We start from the raw sequence: 17,874 nt of genomic DNA, 5'->3' as shown, positions 1-17,874 counted from the left end.
TTGATAAGAAGGCAAGAAGGTTTGTCGCCCTTCGTGCCTATCGCTGGCAGCCGCTATCTCTTGCTGCGTGAATTTAATGCACGAACTTACTGCACGAACTTACTGCATGAACCAGCCATGGCTGACCACGATCGATTGCCCGGTCAGCGCGTTGGATTCGAAGCCGCCGAGGAAGATTGCGGTTTGCGCCACATCGTGGGTAGTTGTGAACTCGCCGTCCACGGTGTCTTTCAGCATCACGTTCTTGACTACCTGGTCTTCGGTGATGCCGAGTTCCTTGGCCTGCTCCGGAATCTGCTTTTCCACTAACGGAGTGCGGACGAAGCCGGGACAGATGACGTTGGCGCGGATCTTGTTTTTCGCGCCTTCTTTGGCCACCACCTTGGCCAGGCCGATCAAGCCGTGCTTGGCGGTGACGTACGGCGCTTTCAGCGGCGAGGCTTCATGCGAGTGTACCGATCCCATGTAAATGATGGAACCGCCGTTGCCCTTCTTGATCATCTCGCGCATCGCTGCACGGGTAGTCAGGTAAGCGCCGTCGAGATGGATCGCCAGCATTTTTTTCCAGTTGTCCAGGGTCGAGTCGACGATAGGCGCGATGATCTGGATCCCGGCGTTGCTGATCAGGACGTCGATGCTGCCATAGGCGGCAACGGTGTCGGCGATGCCTTTGTCGACCTCGGTTTCATCGGTGACGTTCATGGCGACCGCCATCGCGATGCCGCCGGACTGGGTGATCTCGTTGGCGGTGGCAGTGGCGGCATCGAGCGCCAGATCGGCGATCACGACCTTGGCGCCGGCGCGTGCGTATTCGATGGCGATTTCCTTGCCGATGCCGCTGGCGGAACCGGTAATCAGTGCAACTTTATCTTTGAGTGACATGGCATTCCCTTATTTGCGTGATGATTTACGTGAAGTGTGGTTACTTAGCTAGATAATCATAGGCGACCGTGCCCAGGGGCAAGGTCAGGTCGGACAAAATGTGTACTGCAGATAGTACTTCCAGCACCGGCAAATCGGCGACGGGCGCTAAGGCATGCGCGTGCAGGTCGAGCGCGCCAGGGCCGCTCCAGGCGCCTTTGACGGTGATGTCGGTCAGGCTGTACTGTACCAGTTCGCAGATGCGCGGTGTGCCGTCGACATGCGGAATGATTTTCAGCAAGAAGGCCGGCGTTTCCAGCGTTTTCTTGACCGCTGCGTTATCGAGCGTCTTATGCTTGTAGCCCATGGTGCCGGTGGCGACCCGGAAGTCGCTGTAATCCAGGGTGCCCATCAGGGTGTCGGTATGCACGCGCAACTCCGGGTTGCCGAGTTTTTTCGGGAAACCCCATAGTTCGCGGCCGCCGGCAATCGGTGGATGGTCGTTCAGATACATGCTGTGGACATAGCCGCCGGCCACGCCATCGAGCGTCACCGGGATGACTTGCCCTGATTCGCAGTAATGCCCAAAGCCGGTGGAGTCGGGCATTTTGATAAATTCAAACTTGACGATGGGCTCGAGGAACTGCAGCGGCGCAGGAATGATTTTCTTGAGCGCTTCCGGATCGGTACGGTAGGTAATGATCAAAAATTCGCGATTGATGAAACGATAAGGTCCCGGCGGAAAAGCGGGATTATGGATAGGCATCGCAAAGGCGTTGTTACGGACATCGTTTTCAGTCATGGATCTTCCTTGTTATGAAAAGACTTGCGGTGACCAGGCTTGTTTGAGACAAACGCAGCAGGGGAAAGGTTGCCATTGTTTTCCCATGTTCTGTGTAAAACGCTTATTTCGGCTCTCGTACAAGATATGCAATTGCAAATAAAATAATCTAAACCATATGAGGCGCTATCCAGAATACGCAAGCATTGTGACAAGGGCATCTCAAAATTTGCAGGATAAATATCTCATGCAGGAATTTACTTGCGGTCAAATACAGAACAGAATGCATTCGTATGCAAAGTGCCAATCCAAGAGATTGCGGCAAGTACACGTTGACAATAATTGCATAAAATGCAATTTCATGTCGATGGATGTAAATAACTTGAGTGATGGTAGCGTTATCAGCTAAAGTGGCGCACTTTTTTCAGTTTTTTCCTGTCCCGGTATTCGGGGCGGATAGCCGGATCGACAGGATGGAAAAAGCAAGCGGTATGAGCAGCGTCGGCCGTGCAGTGTCATGTTTGCAGGCGGCCAGCAGCGATATTCTAAAAAAAACGTAATCTAATCGGAGAGGACATATGGCCAAACCAGCGCTCTACAAATCACTTTATGTACAAGTATTGACCGCCATCGTGATCGGCGTCGTGCTTGGACATCTTTATCCGGAAACCGGGGCGGCAATGAAGCCGCTCGGCGACGGCTTCATCAAATTGATCAAGATGATCATTGCGCCGGTGATTTTCTGCACCGTGGTGATCGGCATCGCCGGCATGGAAGACATGAAGAAAGTCGGCAAGACCGGCGGCCTGGCCTTGCTGTATTTTGAAATCATGAGCACCGTGGCATTGATCCTCGGTCTGGTGGTGGTCAATGTCTGGCATCCGGGCTCCGGCATGCACGTCGACCTGAGCGCGCTCGACACCAAGAGCATTGCCGCATATACCGGTCCGGGCAAGATGGAATCGACCAGCGATTTCCTGTTCCACATCATTCCAGGCAGTTTTGTCGATGCTTTTGCCAAGAACGAAATCCTGCAAGTGTTGCTGATCGCGATACTGTTCGGTTTTTCGCTGCATAAGTTCGGCGGCCGCGGCACGCTGGTGTTCGATTTTGTCGAAAAATTCTCGCATGTGCTGTTCGGCATGGTCGGCCTGATCATGAAAGTCGCACCTATCGGCGCGTTTGGCGCGATGGCCTTCACCATCGGCAAATACGGCATCAGCTCCTTGCTATCGCTGGGCCAGCTGATGGGGGCGTTTTACCTGACCTGCCTGCTGTTCATTTTCGGCGTGCTGGGAATAGTCGCCAAGGTGCACGGTTTCAGCGTCTGGAAGTTCGTCAAATACATCAAGGAAGAATTGCTGATCGTGCTCGGCACTTCGTCGTCGGAATCGGTGTTGCCGCGCCTGATGGGCAAGATGGAAAACCTGGGCGCCAAGAAATCGGTGGTCGGCCTGGTGATACCAACCGGTTACTCATTCAATCTGGACGGCACCTCGATCTACCTGACCATGGCGGCGGTATTTATCGCCCAGGCTACCGATACGCCGATGACGCTGGTGCAGCAACTGACCTTGCTGGCAGTCTTGCTGCTGACGTCCAAGGGCGCCGCCGGCGTCACCGGCAGCGGCTTCATCGTGCTGGCGGCGACTTTGTCCGCTGTCGGCCATGTGCCGGTTGCAGGCCTGGCGCTGATTCTCGGCATCGACCGTTTCATGTCGGAAGCGCGCGCCTTGACCAACACCATCGGCAACGGCGTGGCGACTATCGTCGTGGCGAAATGGACCGGCGAGCTGGATGAAGCGCAATTGCATCGTCAGCTGGATGGCAAGGCGATCGACTCCGAGCAGGAACTGGCGATGCGCGAAGCTGCGATCGCAGAAGCTGATCAGCGCGATCACTCCTAAGCTTGCTGTAGGGTGGGCACAGCGCCCACCCTACAGCTAGATTCCCAGATAGGCCTGCTGAACGGCGGGATCGTTGATCAGGGTTTTTGCAGGTCCGCTGTGCACGATGCGGCCAGTTTCCATCACGTAGGCGCGGTCTGCGCCGGACAATGCCAGTTGCACGTCCTGCTCGACCAGCAACACGGTCACGCCGTCCCGCTGAATCGCTGCCAGTACTTCCATCAGTTCCTGCGTCACCACCGGCGCCAGCCCCAGGCTCATTTCATCGATCATCATCAGCACCGGCGCCGCCATCAAGGCGCGGGCGATGGCGCACATCTGCTGTTCGCCGCCCGACATGCTGCCGGCCAGCTGGCGCCGCCGCTCCGCCATGCGCGGGAAGATGGCGTACATCTGGTCCAGGTCGCGCGCGATGGCGGTCTTGTCGTGGCGGCGGTAACTGCCCATCAACAGATTGTCTTGCACGGTCATGCGGTCAAACAACTGGCGTCCTTCCGGCACTTGCACCAGGCCCAGGCCGAAGATCTGATCGGGTGTGACGCCGACCAGCTCGCGGCCGTCCATGACAATGCTGCCGCTGCAAGACAGCATGCCTGATAAGGCGCGCAGCAAAGTCGTCTTGCCGGCGCCATTGCTGCCGACCAGCGCCACCATTTCGGCGGGGTAGATTTCCAGGTCGACGCCATGCAACACCGGCAATTCGCCATAGCCGGCGCTCAGATTGCCGACTTTAAGCAAGGGCATCGCATCTGCCGGGACGCTCATGGCCGTTTCTTCCCCAGGTAAGCCTGCACCACGACCGGATCCGACAGCACCGCCTCGGGCGTGCCATCGGCGATCTTTTCTCCATGGTGCAGCACCAGCAGGCGATCCGACAGGCTTTTGATGGCCTTGATCACATGTTCGATGACCAGAATGCTGATGCCTAGCTCGCGTACTTTGCGCAGCAGATCGATAACTTCATCGATCTCGACGTGGGTCAGGCCGGCCATGATCTCGTCGCACAGTAACAGCTTGGGCTGCATCGCCAGCGCTTTTGCAAGCTCCAGCCGTTTGCGGCCCGGGCCGCCCAGTTCATCGGCGCGCTGGTCGATGTACTTGTCCAGTCCGACGAATTCAAGGCAGGCGCGCGCCTGCTCGCGTGCCAGTGCCAAGCGCGACTGGCCGCCGGCGCGGCCGAAGAGAGCGCCCACGGCGACATTATCCAGCACGGACAGTCCTGGAAACGGCCGCATGATCTGGAACGTGCGGCCAATGCCGAGGCGCGCGCGGCGGAAAGCCGGCAATCGATTGATGGATTCGCCCTGGAACAGCAGCTCGCCGTCGCTCGGCGCCAGCGTTCCGCTAATCAGGCTGATCAAGGTCGTCTTGCCTGCGCCGTTGGGACCGATCAGGCCCAGGATTTCGCCCTGCGCCAGCGTCAGGCTGACATCGTTGACGGCGACCAGCCCGGCGAAACGCCGGGTGGCATGGCGGACTTCGAGCAGGGCGGTCATAAGCTGTGGCTCCGGATATTTTCGATGAAATAACGCCAGCCGGTTTTGCGGAAACGGCGCAGCATATCGGCCAGGCCGAGCGGCATCATGACCACTGCGGCGACGATGACGACGCCAAAAAACAGGCCGGCGACGCTGGTCACTTCACTCGACAGGAATTCGGAAATGGCAGACAGCGAGAGCGCGCCCACGATGGGCCCCAGCACGGTGCCGGGGCCGCCGAAGACAGCCATGATGATCATCTTGACGTTAAGGCTGATATCGAAGGCGCTCTCCGGATCCAGGAAGGTGATCCAGTAAGCATGAATGCCGCCGGCCAAGGCGCTGAAGCTGCCTGAAAGCGTAAATGCAAGAACCTTGTACAAGGTGGTGTTGACGCCCATGACGGCGGCGGCTTCCTCGTTTTCACGAATCGCGATGAGTCCGAAGCCGAAGCGGCTGCGCGTCAGCCAGAAGATCGTCAGGGTGACGATTACCAGCAGGCCCAGCGCCAGTTCATAGAATAGCCGGTCGTTGTTTAACGGCGGCAGCACCAGGCCGATGTTTTGGCCGGCCAGCCCGATGTTGGCGACGATGGCGGTCATGACTTGCGACAGGGCCAGTGTCGCAATCGCGAAATAGTGGCCTTTGAGACGCAGCACCGGCAAGCCCAGCAGAACGGCAAAAGCGATCGCCAGCAGTACGCCGAAGACCAGGCCGACGCCGAACGGCAATTGCCACTGCACCATGGCGATCGCTACGCCGTAGCTGCCGAGCCCGTAAAACACCGAATTGCCGAACGAAGCATAGCCGGTATAGCCGCCAATGATGTTCCAGCCTTGCGCCAACACCGCCAGCAGCAGCGCATTGATGCCGAACTGGATCAGCACGTCGGATCCGTACCAGGGAACGCCGGCCAGCAGCAACAGAGCGAGCGCTACCAGGCCCGCGCGCCACATCTTCAGGTTGTTCATGTGGTCTTTCCAAGCAAGCCGCTGGGACGCACGATCAGCACCAGCACCAGGATGCCGAAGCTGGCGACGTCGGCGAAGGTCTGGCCGATATACAAGGCGGTCAGCGATTCGACGATCCCCAGGAACAGCCCGCCGACGATGACGCCCAGCGGATTGTCGAGGCCGCCGATAATCGCGATGGCAAAGGATTTGGCGGTGAGCGTGGCGCCGATGTACGGATTGATCTGCGACACCGTGCCATACAGCGTGCCGGCGGCGCCCGCCAGCGCTATGCCCAAGCCGAAGGTCATGGCATACAGATGGCGCGGCTCGACGCCGTAAAGGCGGGCTGCCGTCAAATTCTGGGCGGTGGCCCGAATCGCCCGCCCGAGCCGCGTGTGCAGCAGCAACAGCCACATGCCGGCCGTCAGGGTAATGGCGACGCCGAACGCGCCCAGCCTGGCCACCGGGAATACCACCGGCCCCCACGCCAGGCTGCTGCCGGCGTAAGGCGGATTGATAGTGCGAAAGTCTGCCGAGAATACCAGCTGAGCCAGATAAGTCAGCACCACTTCCAGTCCGAAAGTGATCAGCAGCGTGTTGAACATCGGCGCCCGTATCACCAGGTTGAGCAAGCCGCGCTGCAGCGCGTAGCCCAGGATAAACATGACGGCGGCGGTGACGGGCAATCCCAGGAACGGATCAATATGCGCATAGGCGTAGAGATACCATGACGAATAGGCGCCCAGCATGATGAAGGCGCCATGCGCCAGGTTGACAATATTGAGCACGCCCCAGACCAGGGCCAAGCCAAGCGCCATGACAGCGTACAGCCCGCCGAGCAGAATGCCGTTGACGAGAATCTGTGCGAGCAGCTCCACCTGAAATCCCGATGGCCTGCCGGCTTAGCGTGCGGACCAGGCTGGCATCGGGTATTTGGCATGTTTCACGAAACCCTTGGTGCCGTAGATTTCAGCCAGTTGATCGCCTTGCACCTGGATCACAACTTGCGGCAGGTCGATTTGTCCCTGCGCATTGAACGCGATGGGGCCGTACAGGCTATCAAACCTGATCTTCGCCAATGCGTCGCGCACCTTTTGCGGATCGATGCTGCCGGCGTCTTCCATGGCTTGCACCAGCGCTTCTACATCGGCGGCGCCTGAAGCCGCATGATAATCCGGGTCATAGCTGAATTTGGCCTTGTATTCCTTGGCAAACTGCTGCGCATCGCCAAACCAGCGGTCTTTCAAGGTGGCAGTCGGCAGCCAGGCTGTCATGCCAAACGCGTAGTCGGCATCCTTGCCCAAGGCTTTGCGGAAATCTTCGCTCGGCACGCCCACCGTAAACGAATACAGTTTCGGCGCCACTGCCAGGCTCTTGGCCTGCCGCACGAAATTCAGGATCTCGGTTTCGTGGCCGGCCACCAGCACCACGTCGACGTTCTTGCTCTTGATCTGGGATAGCAGTGAGTTGAAGTCGGTGGCGTTGCTGCTGTAGCGCTCATCCATGACGACATTCAAGCCTGCTTGCTTCAATTTGGGCCGCGTGCCTTCCGCGACCGATACGTCGAAGGCGTCGTCGGCATACAGCAGGGCCAGGGATTTCGGCTCCGGCTTGAGCGACTTGAGCATCTCGACGGTGCTGCCGAAGTAATTGCTGGCAGGCGCCAGCGTACCGAAAATGTAGTTGAATTTACGCGCGAAGATCTGGTCCGAAGCGCCGCCGCCCTCGACCATCGGAATCTTGTATTTTTCCGATACGGCCGAATCGGCCAGCGCAAAATTGCTGGCGAACGGCCCCAGCAGCAGGTTGACCTTGTCCTCTGTCACCAGGCGCGTGTACTGGCGCACGCTGAGATTGACGTCGGATTGATTGTCATAGAGCCTGAGCGCCAGTTTATGTGTCTGGCCAGCGATTTTCACGCCGCCCGCCGCGTTGATCTTGTCGATCGCGAGTTGATAGGCATCGCGGTAATAGCGGCCGGTGTTGGCGACCGGACCGGTCAGTTGCACGGAGGCGCCCAGCAAGACATCCTGGGCCAGCGCGGCGCCGGCCGGAGCGCAGGTAAGAAGGGCGGTGGATAGGGTGGAAAACAGGAAAGCGGTTAGGGCGGGGAGCAGACGCGAACGTTGAACTAACATGATGTACGCTTTCTTAAAAGAATTGCGACTCGTGGTATTCAGACTGTATAGAGCTTACTCTTGCGATTTCCGAAATGCAAACTGGAGATCTCCTGCAGCATATTGCAATGCGATCCGGGAAGAAGCAAAAAAAAAGCCCCGCCTGAGTATGGGCGGGGCTTTTTGATAGGAAATTTATTTTAGTTCAGCTTGACTGCATGCTCCCGCGTTTCATGGAACACCACTTGCGGCCAGCGTTCTTGCGTCAGGCGCAGGTTCACGCCCGAGGTCGCAAGATAGGCCATGTTGCCGGCAGCATCGTAAGCGACGTTGTGGCCGGCCGATGATTTTTCAAAGTCGGCCAGGATTTTCTTGTCGTCGCAGGTGATCCAGCGTGCGCTGCTGATGCTGGTGCCTTCGAATACGGCATCGACGCCGTACTCGTTGAGCAGGCGGCTGGCGACCACTTCGAACTGCAGCACGCCGACCCCGCCCAATACCAGATCGCTGCTGGTGACCGGCTTGAACACCTGGATCGCGCCTTCTTCACCGAGCTGCTGCAAGCCTTTGTGCAACTGCTTGATCTTGAGCGGATTGCGTATCCGCACCGAACGGAAAAAATCCGGGGCGAAGTAGGGGATGCCGGTGAACTGCAACAGTTCGCCTTCGGAGAAACTGTCGCCGATCTGCATATTGCCGTGGTTCGGCAGGCCGATGATATCGCCGGCGTAAGCTTCTTCGACCTGTTCGCGGCTGGACGCCATGAAGGTCACCACGTTCGACACCTTGATCTCGCGGTTCAGGCGCAGATGCTTGATCTTCATGCCGCGCTGGAAATGGCCGGAGCAGACGCGCAGGAAAGCAATCCGGTCGCGGTGCGCCGGGTCCATATTGGCCTGGATCTTGAACACGAAACCGGAGAAGCTCGCTTCTGTCGGCGCGACGGTGCGCACGGTGGCATCGCGCGAGCCCGGCGGTTGCGCCCAGTCGATCAGCGCATTGAGGATTTCGCGGATACCGAAATTGTTGATGGCGGAGCCGAAGAATACCGGGGTTTGCACGCCGGCCAGGAAAGCTTCCTGGTCGAAAGGATGCGAAGCGCCGTGCACCAGTTCGACTTCCATCCGCAATTGCTCGATTTCACGCGGGAACATTTCGTCCAGGCGCGGGTTGGCTATGCCCTTGATCACTTCAAAGGTCTGGTCGGCCTTGTCGTTGCCGGCGGCGAACAGCAGGATTTCGTCGCGCAGCAAGTGATACACGCCGCGGAAAGTCTTGCCCATGCCGATCGGCCAGGTAACCGGCGCGCACTGGATCTTCAACACCGATTCCAGCTCATCCAGCAATTCCAGCGGATCGCGGGTTTCGCGGTCCATCTTGTTCATCAACGTGATGATCGGCGTATTGCGCATGCGGCACACGTTGAGCAGCTTGATGGTCTGGGTTTCAACGCCCTTGGCGGCATCGATCACCATCAAGGCCGAGTCGACCGCTGTCAGTACCCGATAGGTATCTTCCGAGAAATCCTGATGGCCCGGGGTATCGAGCAGGTTGACTACGTGGTCGCGGTATTCGAACTGCATGACCGAGCTGGCGACGGAAATGCCGCGCTGCTTTTCGATGTCCATCCAGTCCGAAGTCGCATGGCGGCCGCTTTTGCGGCCCTTGACCGTGCCGGCCAGCTGAATTGCGCCCGAAAACAGCAGCAGTTTTTCTGTCAGCGTGGTTTTGCCGGCATCCGGATGGGAAATGATGCCGAAGGTGCGGCGGCGCGCCACTTCGCTGGCGATCTGCTCGCTAGAGACTTGCGCAATGGCGTTGTCGTTGAGGTCGGCGCTATCGATGTTCGGCTGCTCGGAGACGGGTTCTTGCATGATGCGTGGTTCAGGCGATCTCGGCCGCCTGCCTTGATAATTTTATGAGTACGGGAAAACGGCAAGCGTTGCTACTGCCGCTGTTTGGGCAGTATTTGCTTCCAATAACCCGCGATTATAGCGTATGTGGCGGGGCGGCTGACGGTTCTGGCATCTGGATCGCGGGCCGGGATCGGGGCAGGAACATGGCCGTTTGCGCTGCCTGACGGCAAGCGCCGGCTGTTGCATCAATGTCTGATGTTAAATTTACATCAAATTGATGCTTGTCCATGGCAGTTGCACTGAAGCAGATGACACGCTTCCTTGATCTTCCTCGGGGGCGTGACTACACTTTTCCAAAAGGAGATGCTTATGGGAAAGATTCTGCCGCAGATCGAACACGTGGTCGTGGTCATGCTCGAAAACCGCTCGCTCGACAATATGCTTGGCTGGCTATATGCGGACGGCAGCGCACCGGCGCTGGTCTTGCCAAACACCAGCGCCGCGCAATTCGACGGCCTGCATGGCGATTTGTGGAACCCGGTGAATTCGGGCTACTTTGACGGCGATCCCCCGCAAAAGATCATGGTCGGGCGCGGCACGGCCAGCAGCACAACACCAGATCCCGATCCTGAGGAAACCTTCGACAACGTGACTTATCAGTTGTACGGTCCGCAAGGCGCCGCTGCTGCCCAGGCGCCGGCACCGCTTTGGCCGATGCAAGGCTTCGTCCTCAACTATGCCACCACCGCTACCGCCGACGCCACCCAAATCATGCAATGCCACGATTGCAGCCAGCTGCCTGTGCTGGCAGCGTTGGCGCGACAATACGCCGTATCCGATGCATGGTTCGCGTCGGTGCCCAGCCAGACCTGGCCGAATCGCGCCTTCGTTCACGCCGGCACTTCCAACGGGCTTATCAACAATGGCGACCCGCCGGATCCGTTCGACTGGGATGTGCCGACCATCTACAACGTGTTCCAGGCCATAGGCAGCAGCTGGTCTGTCTATAGCGACACGCTGGTGACGCCGTCGCTCACGCGCACCATGTTTCCCAAGCTGTGGGATCCGTTGCTTAACGGGCATTTCAGCCGCTTTACGGAATTTGTCGACGCCTGTGCCAGCGATACGCTGCCGGCTTACAGTTTTATCGAGCCGTGCTTCCTGTTGGAACCGAATGATCAGCACCCGCCGCACGATGTTCAGGCGGGCGAGGCATTTCTTCATGCGATCTGGACTGCCGTGAGTACGTCCCCGGGCTGGAACAGAACCTTGCTGATCATTACCTACGATGAACATGGCGGTTGCTACGATCATGTGCTTCCTCCGGGCAACGCAAAGCCGCCGGATGCGGCCAGCGAGCCTGGCGATGCGGGTTTCGGTTTTGACCGCTTCGGCGTGCGCGTGCCCGCCGTACTGGTTTCACCCTATATTGCCGCAGGTACGGTGTTTCGCTCCGATACCGGCGTGCCTTACGACCATGCGTCGATACTCGCGACATTGCGTGACTGGATCGGGATTGGCGCCTCGGATATGTTGCCCAGCAAACGCGTGGCGGCGGCGCCGACGCTGGCCCAGGTATTGACGCTGGCTACGCCGCGCACCGACCTTCCGCAAATTGCCGCGCCGGGCACGGATTGGCTGCAACCCCCGCTGTCAACGCCGCTGAACGATCTGCAGAAAAGCCTGGTGAGCGGGGCGGCGCGCCGCTTCGGCCTTGATCCGGCGACAACGCTGAACAATATCCGGACGCGGCAACATGCGGTAGATTTCTTCAAGCGCCGGCCCACCAAAGTCAATTCTTGAGATTGCGGCGGCTGACGCCTGGTTGCGCGAAAATAGTGATGGTTTTATTGCATTGGACAGCAAGAGACGGTAAATACTGGCGGAGTTGGCGATAAGCGGCTGTTTTGTCGATATTTATCGATATCGCTCTGTATAATTCCATCCTCATGTCAGTATCAGAATCCAATAAACCGCCGCGATCAGCAGATCGCCCAAGTCCCCAGCATGCTGCTGGCCGTCCATCCCAGCCGCGGTTTGCTTCATCGCGTCCAGAGTCAGCGCGGCCGGCGCCTGAGCGCAATCCGCTGCCGCCCATCGTGTTTCCCGAGGAGTTGCCGGTTTCCGGCAAGCGCGCTGAAATTTCGGCGGCGCTGGCGGCAAACCAGGTCATCATCGTGTGCGGCGAAACCGGTTCGGGTAAAACCACCCAGCTGCCGAAGATTTGCCTGGAGCTGGGGCGCGGCCAGAACGGCTTGATCGGCCACACCCAGCCGCGCCGGATTGCTGCTTCCTCCACTGCCAAGCGCATCGCCCAGGAACTCAACTCGCCGCTGGGCGAGCATGTCGGTTACAAAGTGCGTTTCAACGACACCCTGAGCAAGGGCGCCTGGATCAAGCTGATGACCGACGGCATCCTGCTGGCCGAGACCCAGACCGATCCCTTGCTGCGCCAGTACGACACTATCATCATCGATGAGGCGCATGAGCGCAGCCTGAACATCGACTTCCTGCTCGGCTATCTGAAGCAGCTGCTGCCGAAGCGTCCGGACCTGAAAATCATCATCACCTCGGCGACTATCGATGCCGATCGCTTCGCCCGCCATTTCGGCACGAACGAGAAGCCGGCGCCGGTGATCGAGGTTTCCGGCCGGCTGTATGCGGTCGAAGTGCGCTACCGGCCGGTCGACAATGCCGATCGCAGCGGCGTCAATCCCGCCGCTGCGGCAGCCAAGCCGAACGCGCCGCAAAGCGCAGCCCAGCGCGACCGCGAGCAACGCGATCTGATGGATGCGGTAGTGGACGCGGTCGACGAGCTGGCCCGTATCGGCTCCGGCGATGTGCTGGTGTTTTTGCCGGGCGAGCGTGAAATCCGCGATACCGCCGAGGCGTTGCGCAAGCACCATCCGCCCCATGTTGAAATCCTGCCTCTATTCGCCCGTCTGTCGGCGCAGGAACAGGAGCGGGTGTTCAAGTCGTCCAATGCGCGGCGCATCGTGCTGGCCACCAATGTCGCCGAGACTTCGCTGACCGTGCCGGGCATCCGCTATGTGGTGGATGCCGGCCTGGCCCGGGTAAAGCGCTACAGTTATCGCAACAAGGTCGAGCAGCTGCAGATCGAGCCGATTGCGCAGTCGGCCGCCAATCAGCGCGCCGGCCGCTGCGGCCGGGTCGCCGCCGGCGTCTGTATCCGGCTGTACGAAGAACAGGATTATCTGCAGCGGCCGAAATTCACCGAGCCGGAAATCCTGCGCTCGTCGCTGGCTTCCGTCATCTTGCGGATGAAGTCGCTGCATCTGACCGACGTCGAAACTTTCCCGTTCATCGAACCGCCGCCGGGCCGCGCCATCGCCGACGGTTATCAGCTGCTGCAGGAACTGGGCGCGGTTGACGACAATAATGCATTGACAAAAACCGGCCGCCAGCTGGCCAAGCTGCCGCTCGATCCACGCGTAGGCCGCATGATTCTGGCCGCGCTGGACAATGTCTGCCTGACCGAAATGCTGATCATCGCCGCCGCCTTGTCAGTGCAGGACCCGCGCGACCGGCCGCTGGAAGCGCAAGGTGCGGCGGACTTGGCGCATAAGAAATTCGCCGATGAAAAATCGGAATTCCAGAGCTACCTGAAAATCTGGAAATGGTTTGAAGACGCGATCGAACACAAGAAAACCAATCGCCAGCTGATGGATAACTGCCGCGCCAATTTCCTGTCGCAATTGCGCCTGCGCGAATGGCGCGACGTGCATTCGCAGCTGCTGACGATTGTGCGCGAGCAGGGCTGGCGTTTGAACGAAGCGCCGGCCACCTATGAGCAATTGCATTGCGCCTTGCTGACCGGTTTGCTTGGCAATGTCGGTTTCAAGGGCGACGAAGACTCGCATTACCTCGGTGCGCGCGCCATCAAATTCCATCTGTGGCCGGGTTCGCATTTGTCGAAGAAGGCTGGCAAATGGGTGATGGCGGCCGAGCTGGTCGATACCAGCCGCCTATACGCGCGTCGCATTGCGCAGATCCAGCCGGAATGGCTGGAGCGGGTCGGCGCCCATCTGTTGAAGAAATCGTATGGCGAGCCGCGCTGGGAAAAACGTACGGCGCAGGTATCGGCATCGGAGCGCGCCACCTTGTACGGGCTGGTGGTATATAGCCAGCGCCGCATCAATTTCGGTTTGATCAATCCGCAGGAAGCACGCGAGATCTTCATTCGCGATGCGCTGGTCGGCGGTGAATTCGATACCCGTGCGCCATTCTTTGCGCACAACCAGAAGCTCATCCGCGAAATCGAGAACCTGGAACACAAGTCGCGCCGGCTCGACGTGCTGGTCGACGATGAACTGATCGCGGCGTTTTACGACAAGCTGATTCCGGCCGATATCTGCAATGGCATCACGTTTGAAAAATGGCATAAGGATGTCAACGTCCAGACTCCCAAGCTGCTGTTCCTGAACCGTGACGATTTGATGCGCCATGAAGCCGCAGGCATCACCACCGAACTGTTCCCCAAGGTGATGCGGGTGGCCGGCATCGAAATGGCTTTGTCCTATCATTTCGAACCAGGCACGCCGCGCGACGGCGTCACGCTGACGGTGCCCTTATATGCGTTGAACCAGGTATATGCCGACCGCTGCGACTGGCTGGTGGCCGGCATGCTGAAGGATAAAGTCCATCTGCTGCTGAAGTCCCTGCCGCAAAAAATACGCCGCAATTGCGTGCCGCTGCCGGACTACGCCGCCGGCTTTTGCGAGCGGATACAGGCGCGCCATGGGTTCGGCCACGGCAATCTGCTGGATGCCTTGATGGCGGATATCCGCAGCGAAACCAGCGTCGCCACGCGCAGCACCGATTTCAAGCAGGAAACCTTGCCGGCCCATCACGCGATGAACTTCAAGGTGGTGGACGAGCATGGCCGCCAGCTCGACATGGGGCGCAACCTGGCCGCCTTGCAAGCCGAGTTTGGCGGACAGGCGCGCGAAAGTTTCCAGAAGCTGGCAAGCGTCACGGTCGCCGACGACAATCCGGCCGCAAACAGTCAGGGCGTACCGGCGCCAGCAGCGCATTCGGCAACCAAGTCGCCAGCGGCCACGGCAACCCGGGCTGGCGCGCAGCCGGCGGCAATGAGCGGCGACAGCGCCAATGCGCAGTTCAGCAACCTCACCAGCTGGACCTTCGGCGAACTGCCCGAACTGCTGGAAATCCAGCAGGGCAAGCAAACCTTGATCGGTTTTCCGGCGCTGGTGGACCGGGCGACGCATTGCGACCTGGAAGTATTCGACGATCCGAACGAGGCGGCGCGGGTCCATCATCTGGGTTTGCGCCGCTTGTTTGCCTTGCAACTCAAGGAGCAATTGAAATTCCTCGAGAAAAATATCCCTGGCTTGCAGCAAATGGGCATGCAATTCCTGGCCTTGGGCTCGCAGGAAGAACTGCGCGACCAGATTATTTATGCGGGGCTTGAACGCGCCTGCCTGCAACTGCCGCTGCCCAGGACTGCCGCAGAATTCGCGCAGCGCAAGGATGAAGGCAAGTCGCGGCTGGGTTTGCTGTGCAATGAAATTGCCCGGCTGGCGGCGCTGATCCTGGGCGAGTACCACGGTTTGCCGAAGCGCCTCCAGGGCGCCAAAGGGCATCCGCAGGCGGTTGCCGATATCCAGGCGCAAATGCAAGCCCTGGTCGGCAAGCGTTTCATTGCCGATAACGACTATGCCAACCTGACCCATTTTCCGCGCTATCTCAAGGCGGTGAATGTACGGCTGGAGAAATTGCGCGCCGATCCGAGCCGCGACGCCAAGCTGATGGCGGAATGGGCGCAGGTGGCGACGCCGTGGCAACGTGCGCAAAAAGACCGGAGCGGCAAGACGGATCCGAAGCAGGCGGAATTCCGCTGGCTGCTGGAAGAGCTGCGGGTGTCGCTGTTTGCGCAAGAGTTGCGGACGCCGATGCCGGTCTCGGTCAAGCGCTTGCAGAAAGTCTGGGAAACCATGCAACGTTAGAGCCGGTAAGCATCGGTAAGCGGGCCGTAGGGCGTGAAATCGCTGCTTTAAAAGGGTTTTCGCGTAAAATTGCGCCAAATCCGGGTTACAAATTCATCACATACTATTGCAGGCAGAAGAGGAAATACGCTATGAGCATCAAATCCGACAAGTGGATACGCCGCATGGCGCAGGAAACCGGCATGATCGAGCCGTTCGAACCTGGCCAGGTGCGCGAGGCTAACGGCCACAAGATCGTGTCTTACGGCACCTCGTCGTATGGCTACGATATCCGCTGCGCCAATGAATTCAAGATTTTCACGAATATCAATTCCACCATCGTCGACCCCAAGAATTTCGACGAGAAATCGTTCGTCGATTTCAGCGGCGATGTCTGCATCATCCCGCCTAACTCTTTTGCGTTGGCGCGCACCATGGAATATTTCCGTATCCCGCGTAGCGTACTCACTATCTGCCTCGGCAAGTCGACCTATGCGCGTTGCGGCATCATCGTCAACGTCACGCCGTTCGAGCCGGAGTGGGAAGGCTATGTGACGCTGGAGTTTTCCAACACCACGCCGCTGCCGGCCAAGATTTACGCCGGCGAGGGTTGCGCCCAGGTGCTGTTCTTCGAAAGCGATGAAATCTGCGAGACATCCTACAAGGACCGCGGCGGCAAGTATCAGGGACAGCAGGGCGTGACCCTGCCAAAGACCTGACATGCCAAAGAACAAGCGCCCGGCGCCGCGGAAATCCAGCCTTTCCCCCGAAGATAAAGACGAAGCCGTCACCCAGCAACTGTGCGACCTGGCGATCGACCTCGCCGAGCAGGACGGCGACGAAGCCGAAGGCGTTGCTGCCGGCGCCGTACTGCAGCAGGCCGCCATCGATTTTCACAAGATCATCAAGAAGAGCCTGCAGCAGAAAAAAGATGACATTCTGTATGACGCGATTGAGCGCACCAAGTACGCCGATCTCGACGCCTGGCAATTCCTGAAAGAGCAGGTCGAAGAAGCCTCGGAGATTTTGCTGGTGCGGCGCGATGAAGGCAAGGTGCTGGAGCTGAACGCGTTCGTGGTGCCATTCTTCGCGCACGTCGGCGGCGGCCTCAAGCGTGAGCAGTGCTTCCAGGACCAGGAAGCATTCGATGCGCTGTCCGCCAGCTTCAAGCAGGCCAAGCTGGAAGGGCCGGATGCGACCGTAGTGCTGGTCAGCCACGCCTACCACCTCGACGAAATCGACAGCATCCGTTACAGCCATCTGTTTGAAATGAACCGCGATGCGTTCGGCGCCATGGCAGACAAGAAGCTGGGGGCGACGGATGCCATCGAACGCAGCATCAGCGGCTGGCCGGAAAACCTGTTCGCGGCGGACGACGATGCGGTCGAGTTGCGTTTCCTGCTGGGCTTTTCCCTCAAGGCGACCGACGATGCGTTTTATACGGTGCCGGACGACGAAGCCGGCGCCGACGCCTACTTCAGCGCGCGCGAAGAGCGCTTTCATGGCTGGACCGAGCAGGTCGCACCGCTACTCAAGCGTTGCCTGGTCACCGATGGCAGCGAGGTCGACCTGCACTTCCTCTACCAGGACCTGTTCCATGGCGGCAAGGAACGCGGCATTGCCGAGTACTTCACGTTGCAGATGATGTCCGAGCTGAACCATGGCCTCGATCAGCACGGCGTTGCATCTTCCGACGCCAGCGCCGTCGTCGGTCCGGCCGATGTGCGCGGCGAAATGCTCTTGCGGGTGAATTTGTACGGCAAGGACGGCGCCTTGCTGGCCTCATCGGAAAAGCCGCTGGCTGCCGGCGCCGACCTGCAGGTGGAAGTCGACGACACCTACGATGCGCTGCGCACTATCGGCGTCACCTCGCTGGTGGTCGCAATGCGATTTGAAGCGGACGGGCAGCCGTCCGAAATGCAGCCTTACCAGGCGCACTGACTGTGTTGGAGAAT

General features: G+C 59.2%; 13 protein-coding genes. 5 read left to right on the top strand and 8 right to left on the bottom strand.

What is annotated here, in order from left to right; genetic code table 11:
- Positions 1-99: 99 nt before the first annotated feature.
- Positions 100-882, bottom strand: coding sequence for a 3-hydroxybutyrate dehydrogenase (locus BLV81_RS03605; RefSeq protein ID WP_092352514.1), 783 nt, complete (start codon positions 880-882; stop codon positions 100-102).
- A gap of 40 nt (positions 883-922) precedes the next feature.
- The gene (locus BLV81_RS03600; protein WP_092352512.1) at positions 923-1,663 is read right to left on the bottom strand and encodes an acetoacetate decarboxylase; all 741 of its coding nucleotides are present in this window, start codon (positions 1,661-1,663) and stop codon (positions 923-925) included.
- 557 nt (positions 1,664-2,220) lie between these two features.
- Here BLV81_RS03600 and BLV81_RS03595 point away from each other — a divergent pair.
- Complete coding sequence (locus BLV81_RS03595; RefSeq protein WP_092352510.1) at positions 2,221-3,549, top strand: dicarboxylate/amino acid:cation symporter; 1,329 nt, start codon at positions 2,221-2,223, stop codon at positions 3,547-3,549.
- A gap of 36 nt (positions 3,550-3,585) precedes the next feature.
- Here BLV81_RS03595 and BLV81_RS03590 read toward each other — a convergent pair whose 3' ends face one another.
- From BLV81_RS03590 to BLV81_RS03565, 6 genes are all read right to left on the bottom strand, one after another.
- Complete coding sequence (locus tag BLV81_RS03590; protein WP_092352508.1) at positions 3,586-4,314, bottom strand: ABC transporter ATP-binding protein; 729 nt, start codon at positions 4,312-4,314, stop codon at positions 3,586-3,588.
- Positions 4,311-5,045: an ABC transporter ATP-binding protein gene (locus BLV81_RS03585; RefSeq protein ID WP_092352506.1), complete on the bottom strand. Its 735-nt coding sequence runs from the start codon at positions 5,043-5,045 to the stop codon at positions 4,311-4,313. Before BLV81_RS03585 ends, BLV81_RS03590 begins: the two co-directional genes overlap by 4 nt.
- Positions 5,042-5,998 carry a branched-chain amino acid ABC transporter permease gene (locus BLV81_RS03580; protein ID WP_255364926.1) on the bottom strand — a complete coding sequence of 319 codons (957 nt, stop codon included), beginning with the start codon at positions 5,996-5,998 and terminating at the stop codon, positions 5,042-5,044. Before BLV81_RS03580 ends, BLV81_RS03585 begins: the two co-directional genes overlap by 4 nt.
- A complete protein-coding gene (locus BLV81_RS03575; RefSeq protein ID WP_092352504.1) occupies positions 5,995-6,858 on the bottom strand; it encodes a branched-chain amino acid ABC transporter permease in 864 nt (287 codons plus the stop codon). Before BLV81_RS03575 ends, BLV81_RS03580 begins: the two co-directional genes overlap by 4 nt.
- Before the next feature lie 24 nt (positions 6,859-6,882).
- Complete coding sequence (locus BLV81_RS03570) at positions 6,883-8,118, bottom strand: amino acid ABC transporter substrate-binding protein (RefSeq protein ID WP_092352502.1); 1,236 nt, start codon at positions 8,116-8,118, stop codon at positions 6,883-6,885.
- 179 nt (positions 8,119-8,297) lie between these two features.
- Positions 8,298-9,971, bottom strand: a complete 1,674-nt coding sequence (locus BLV81_RS03565) for a peptide chain release factor 3 (protein ID WP_092352500.1) — start codon at positions 9,969-9,971, stop codon at positions 8,298-8,300.
- A gap of 351 nt (positions 9,972-10,322) precedes the next feature.
- On the opposite strand from BLV81_RS03565, the gene BLV81_RS03560 reads away from it, so the two are divergent.
- From BLV81_RS03560 to BLV81_RS03545, 4 genes are all read left to right on the top strand, one after another.
- Positions 10,323-11,756 (top strand): alkaline phosphatase family protein, encoded by a 1,434-nt coding sequence (locus tag BLV81_RS03560; RefSeq protein ID WP_092352498.1) that lies wholly within the window; start codon positions 10,323-10,325, stop codon positions 11,754-11,756.
- Positions 11,757-11,902: 146 nt separating this feature from the next.
- The gene (gene hrpA / locus BLV81_RS03555; RefSeq protein WP_092352889.1) at positions 11,903-15,940 is read left to right on the top strand and encodes an ATP-dependent RNA helicase HrpA; all 4,038 of its coding nucleotides are present in this window, start codon (positions 11,903-11,905) and stop codon (positions 15,938-15,940) included.
- Between the two features lie 131 nt (positions 15,941-16,071).
- The gene (gene dcd / locus BLV81_RS03550; RefSeq protein ID WP_092352496.1) at positions 16,072-16,638 is read left to right on the top strand and encodes a dCTP deaminase; all 567 of its coding nucleotides are present in this window, start codon (positions 16,072-16,074) and stop codon (positions 16,636-16,638) included.
- 1 nt (position 16,639) lies between these two features.
- Entirely contained in the window at positions 16,640-17,860 is a 1,221-nt protein-coding gene (locus BLV81_RS03545; protein ID WP_092352494.1) for a DUF2863 family protein, read from the top strand.
- The last annotated feature ends 14 nt before the right edge of the window (positions 17,861-17,874 follow it).

This window comes from Collimonas sp. OK242 (genome assembly GCF_900107095.1).
GTDB lineage: Bacteria > Pseudomonadota > Gammaproteobacteria > Burkholderiales > Burkholderiaceae_D > Collimonas.
This window is presented reverse-complemented; position numbering and strand designations above follow the sequence as displayed.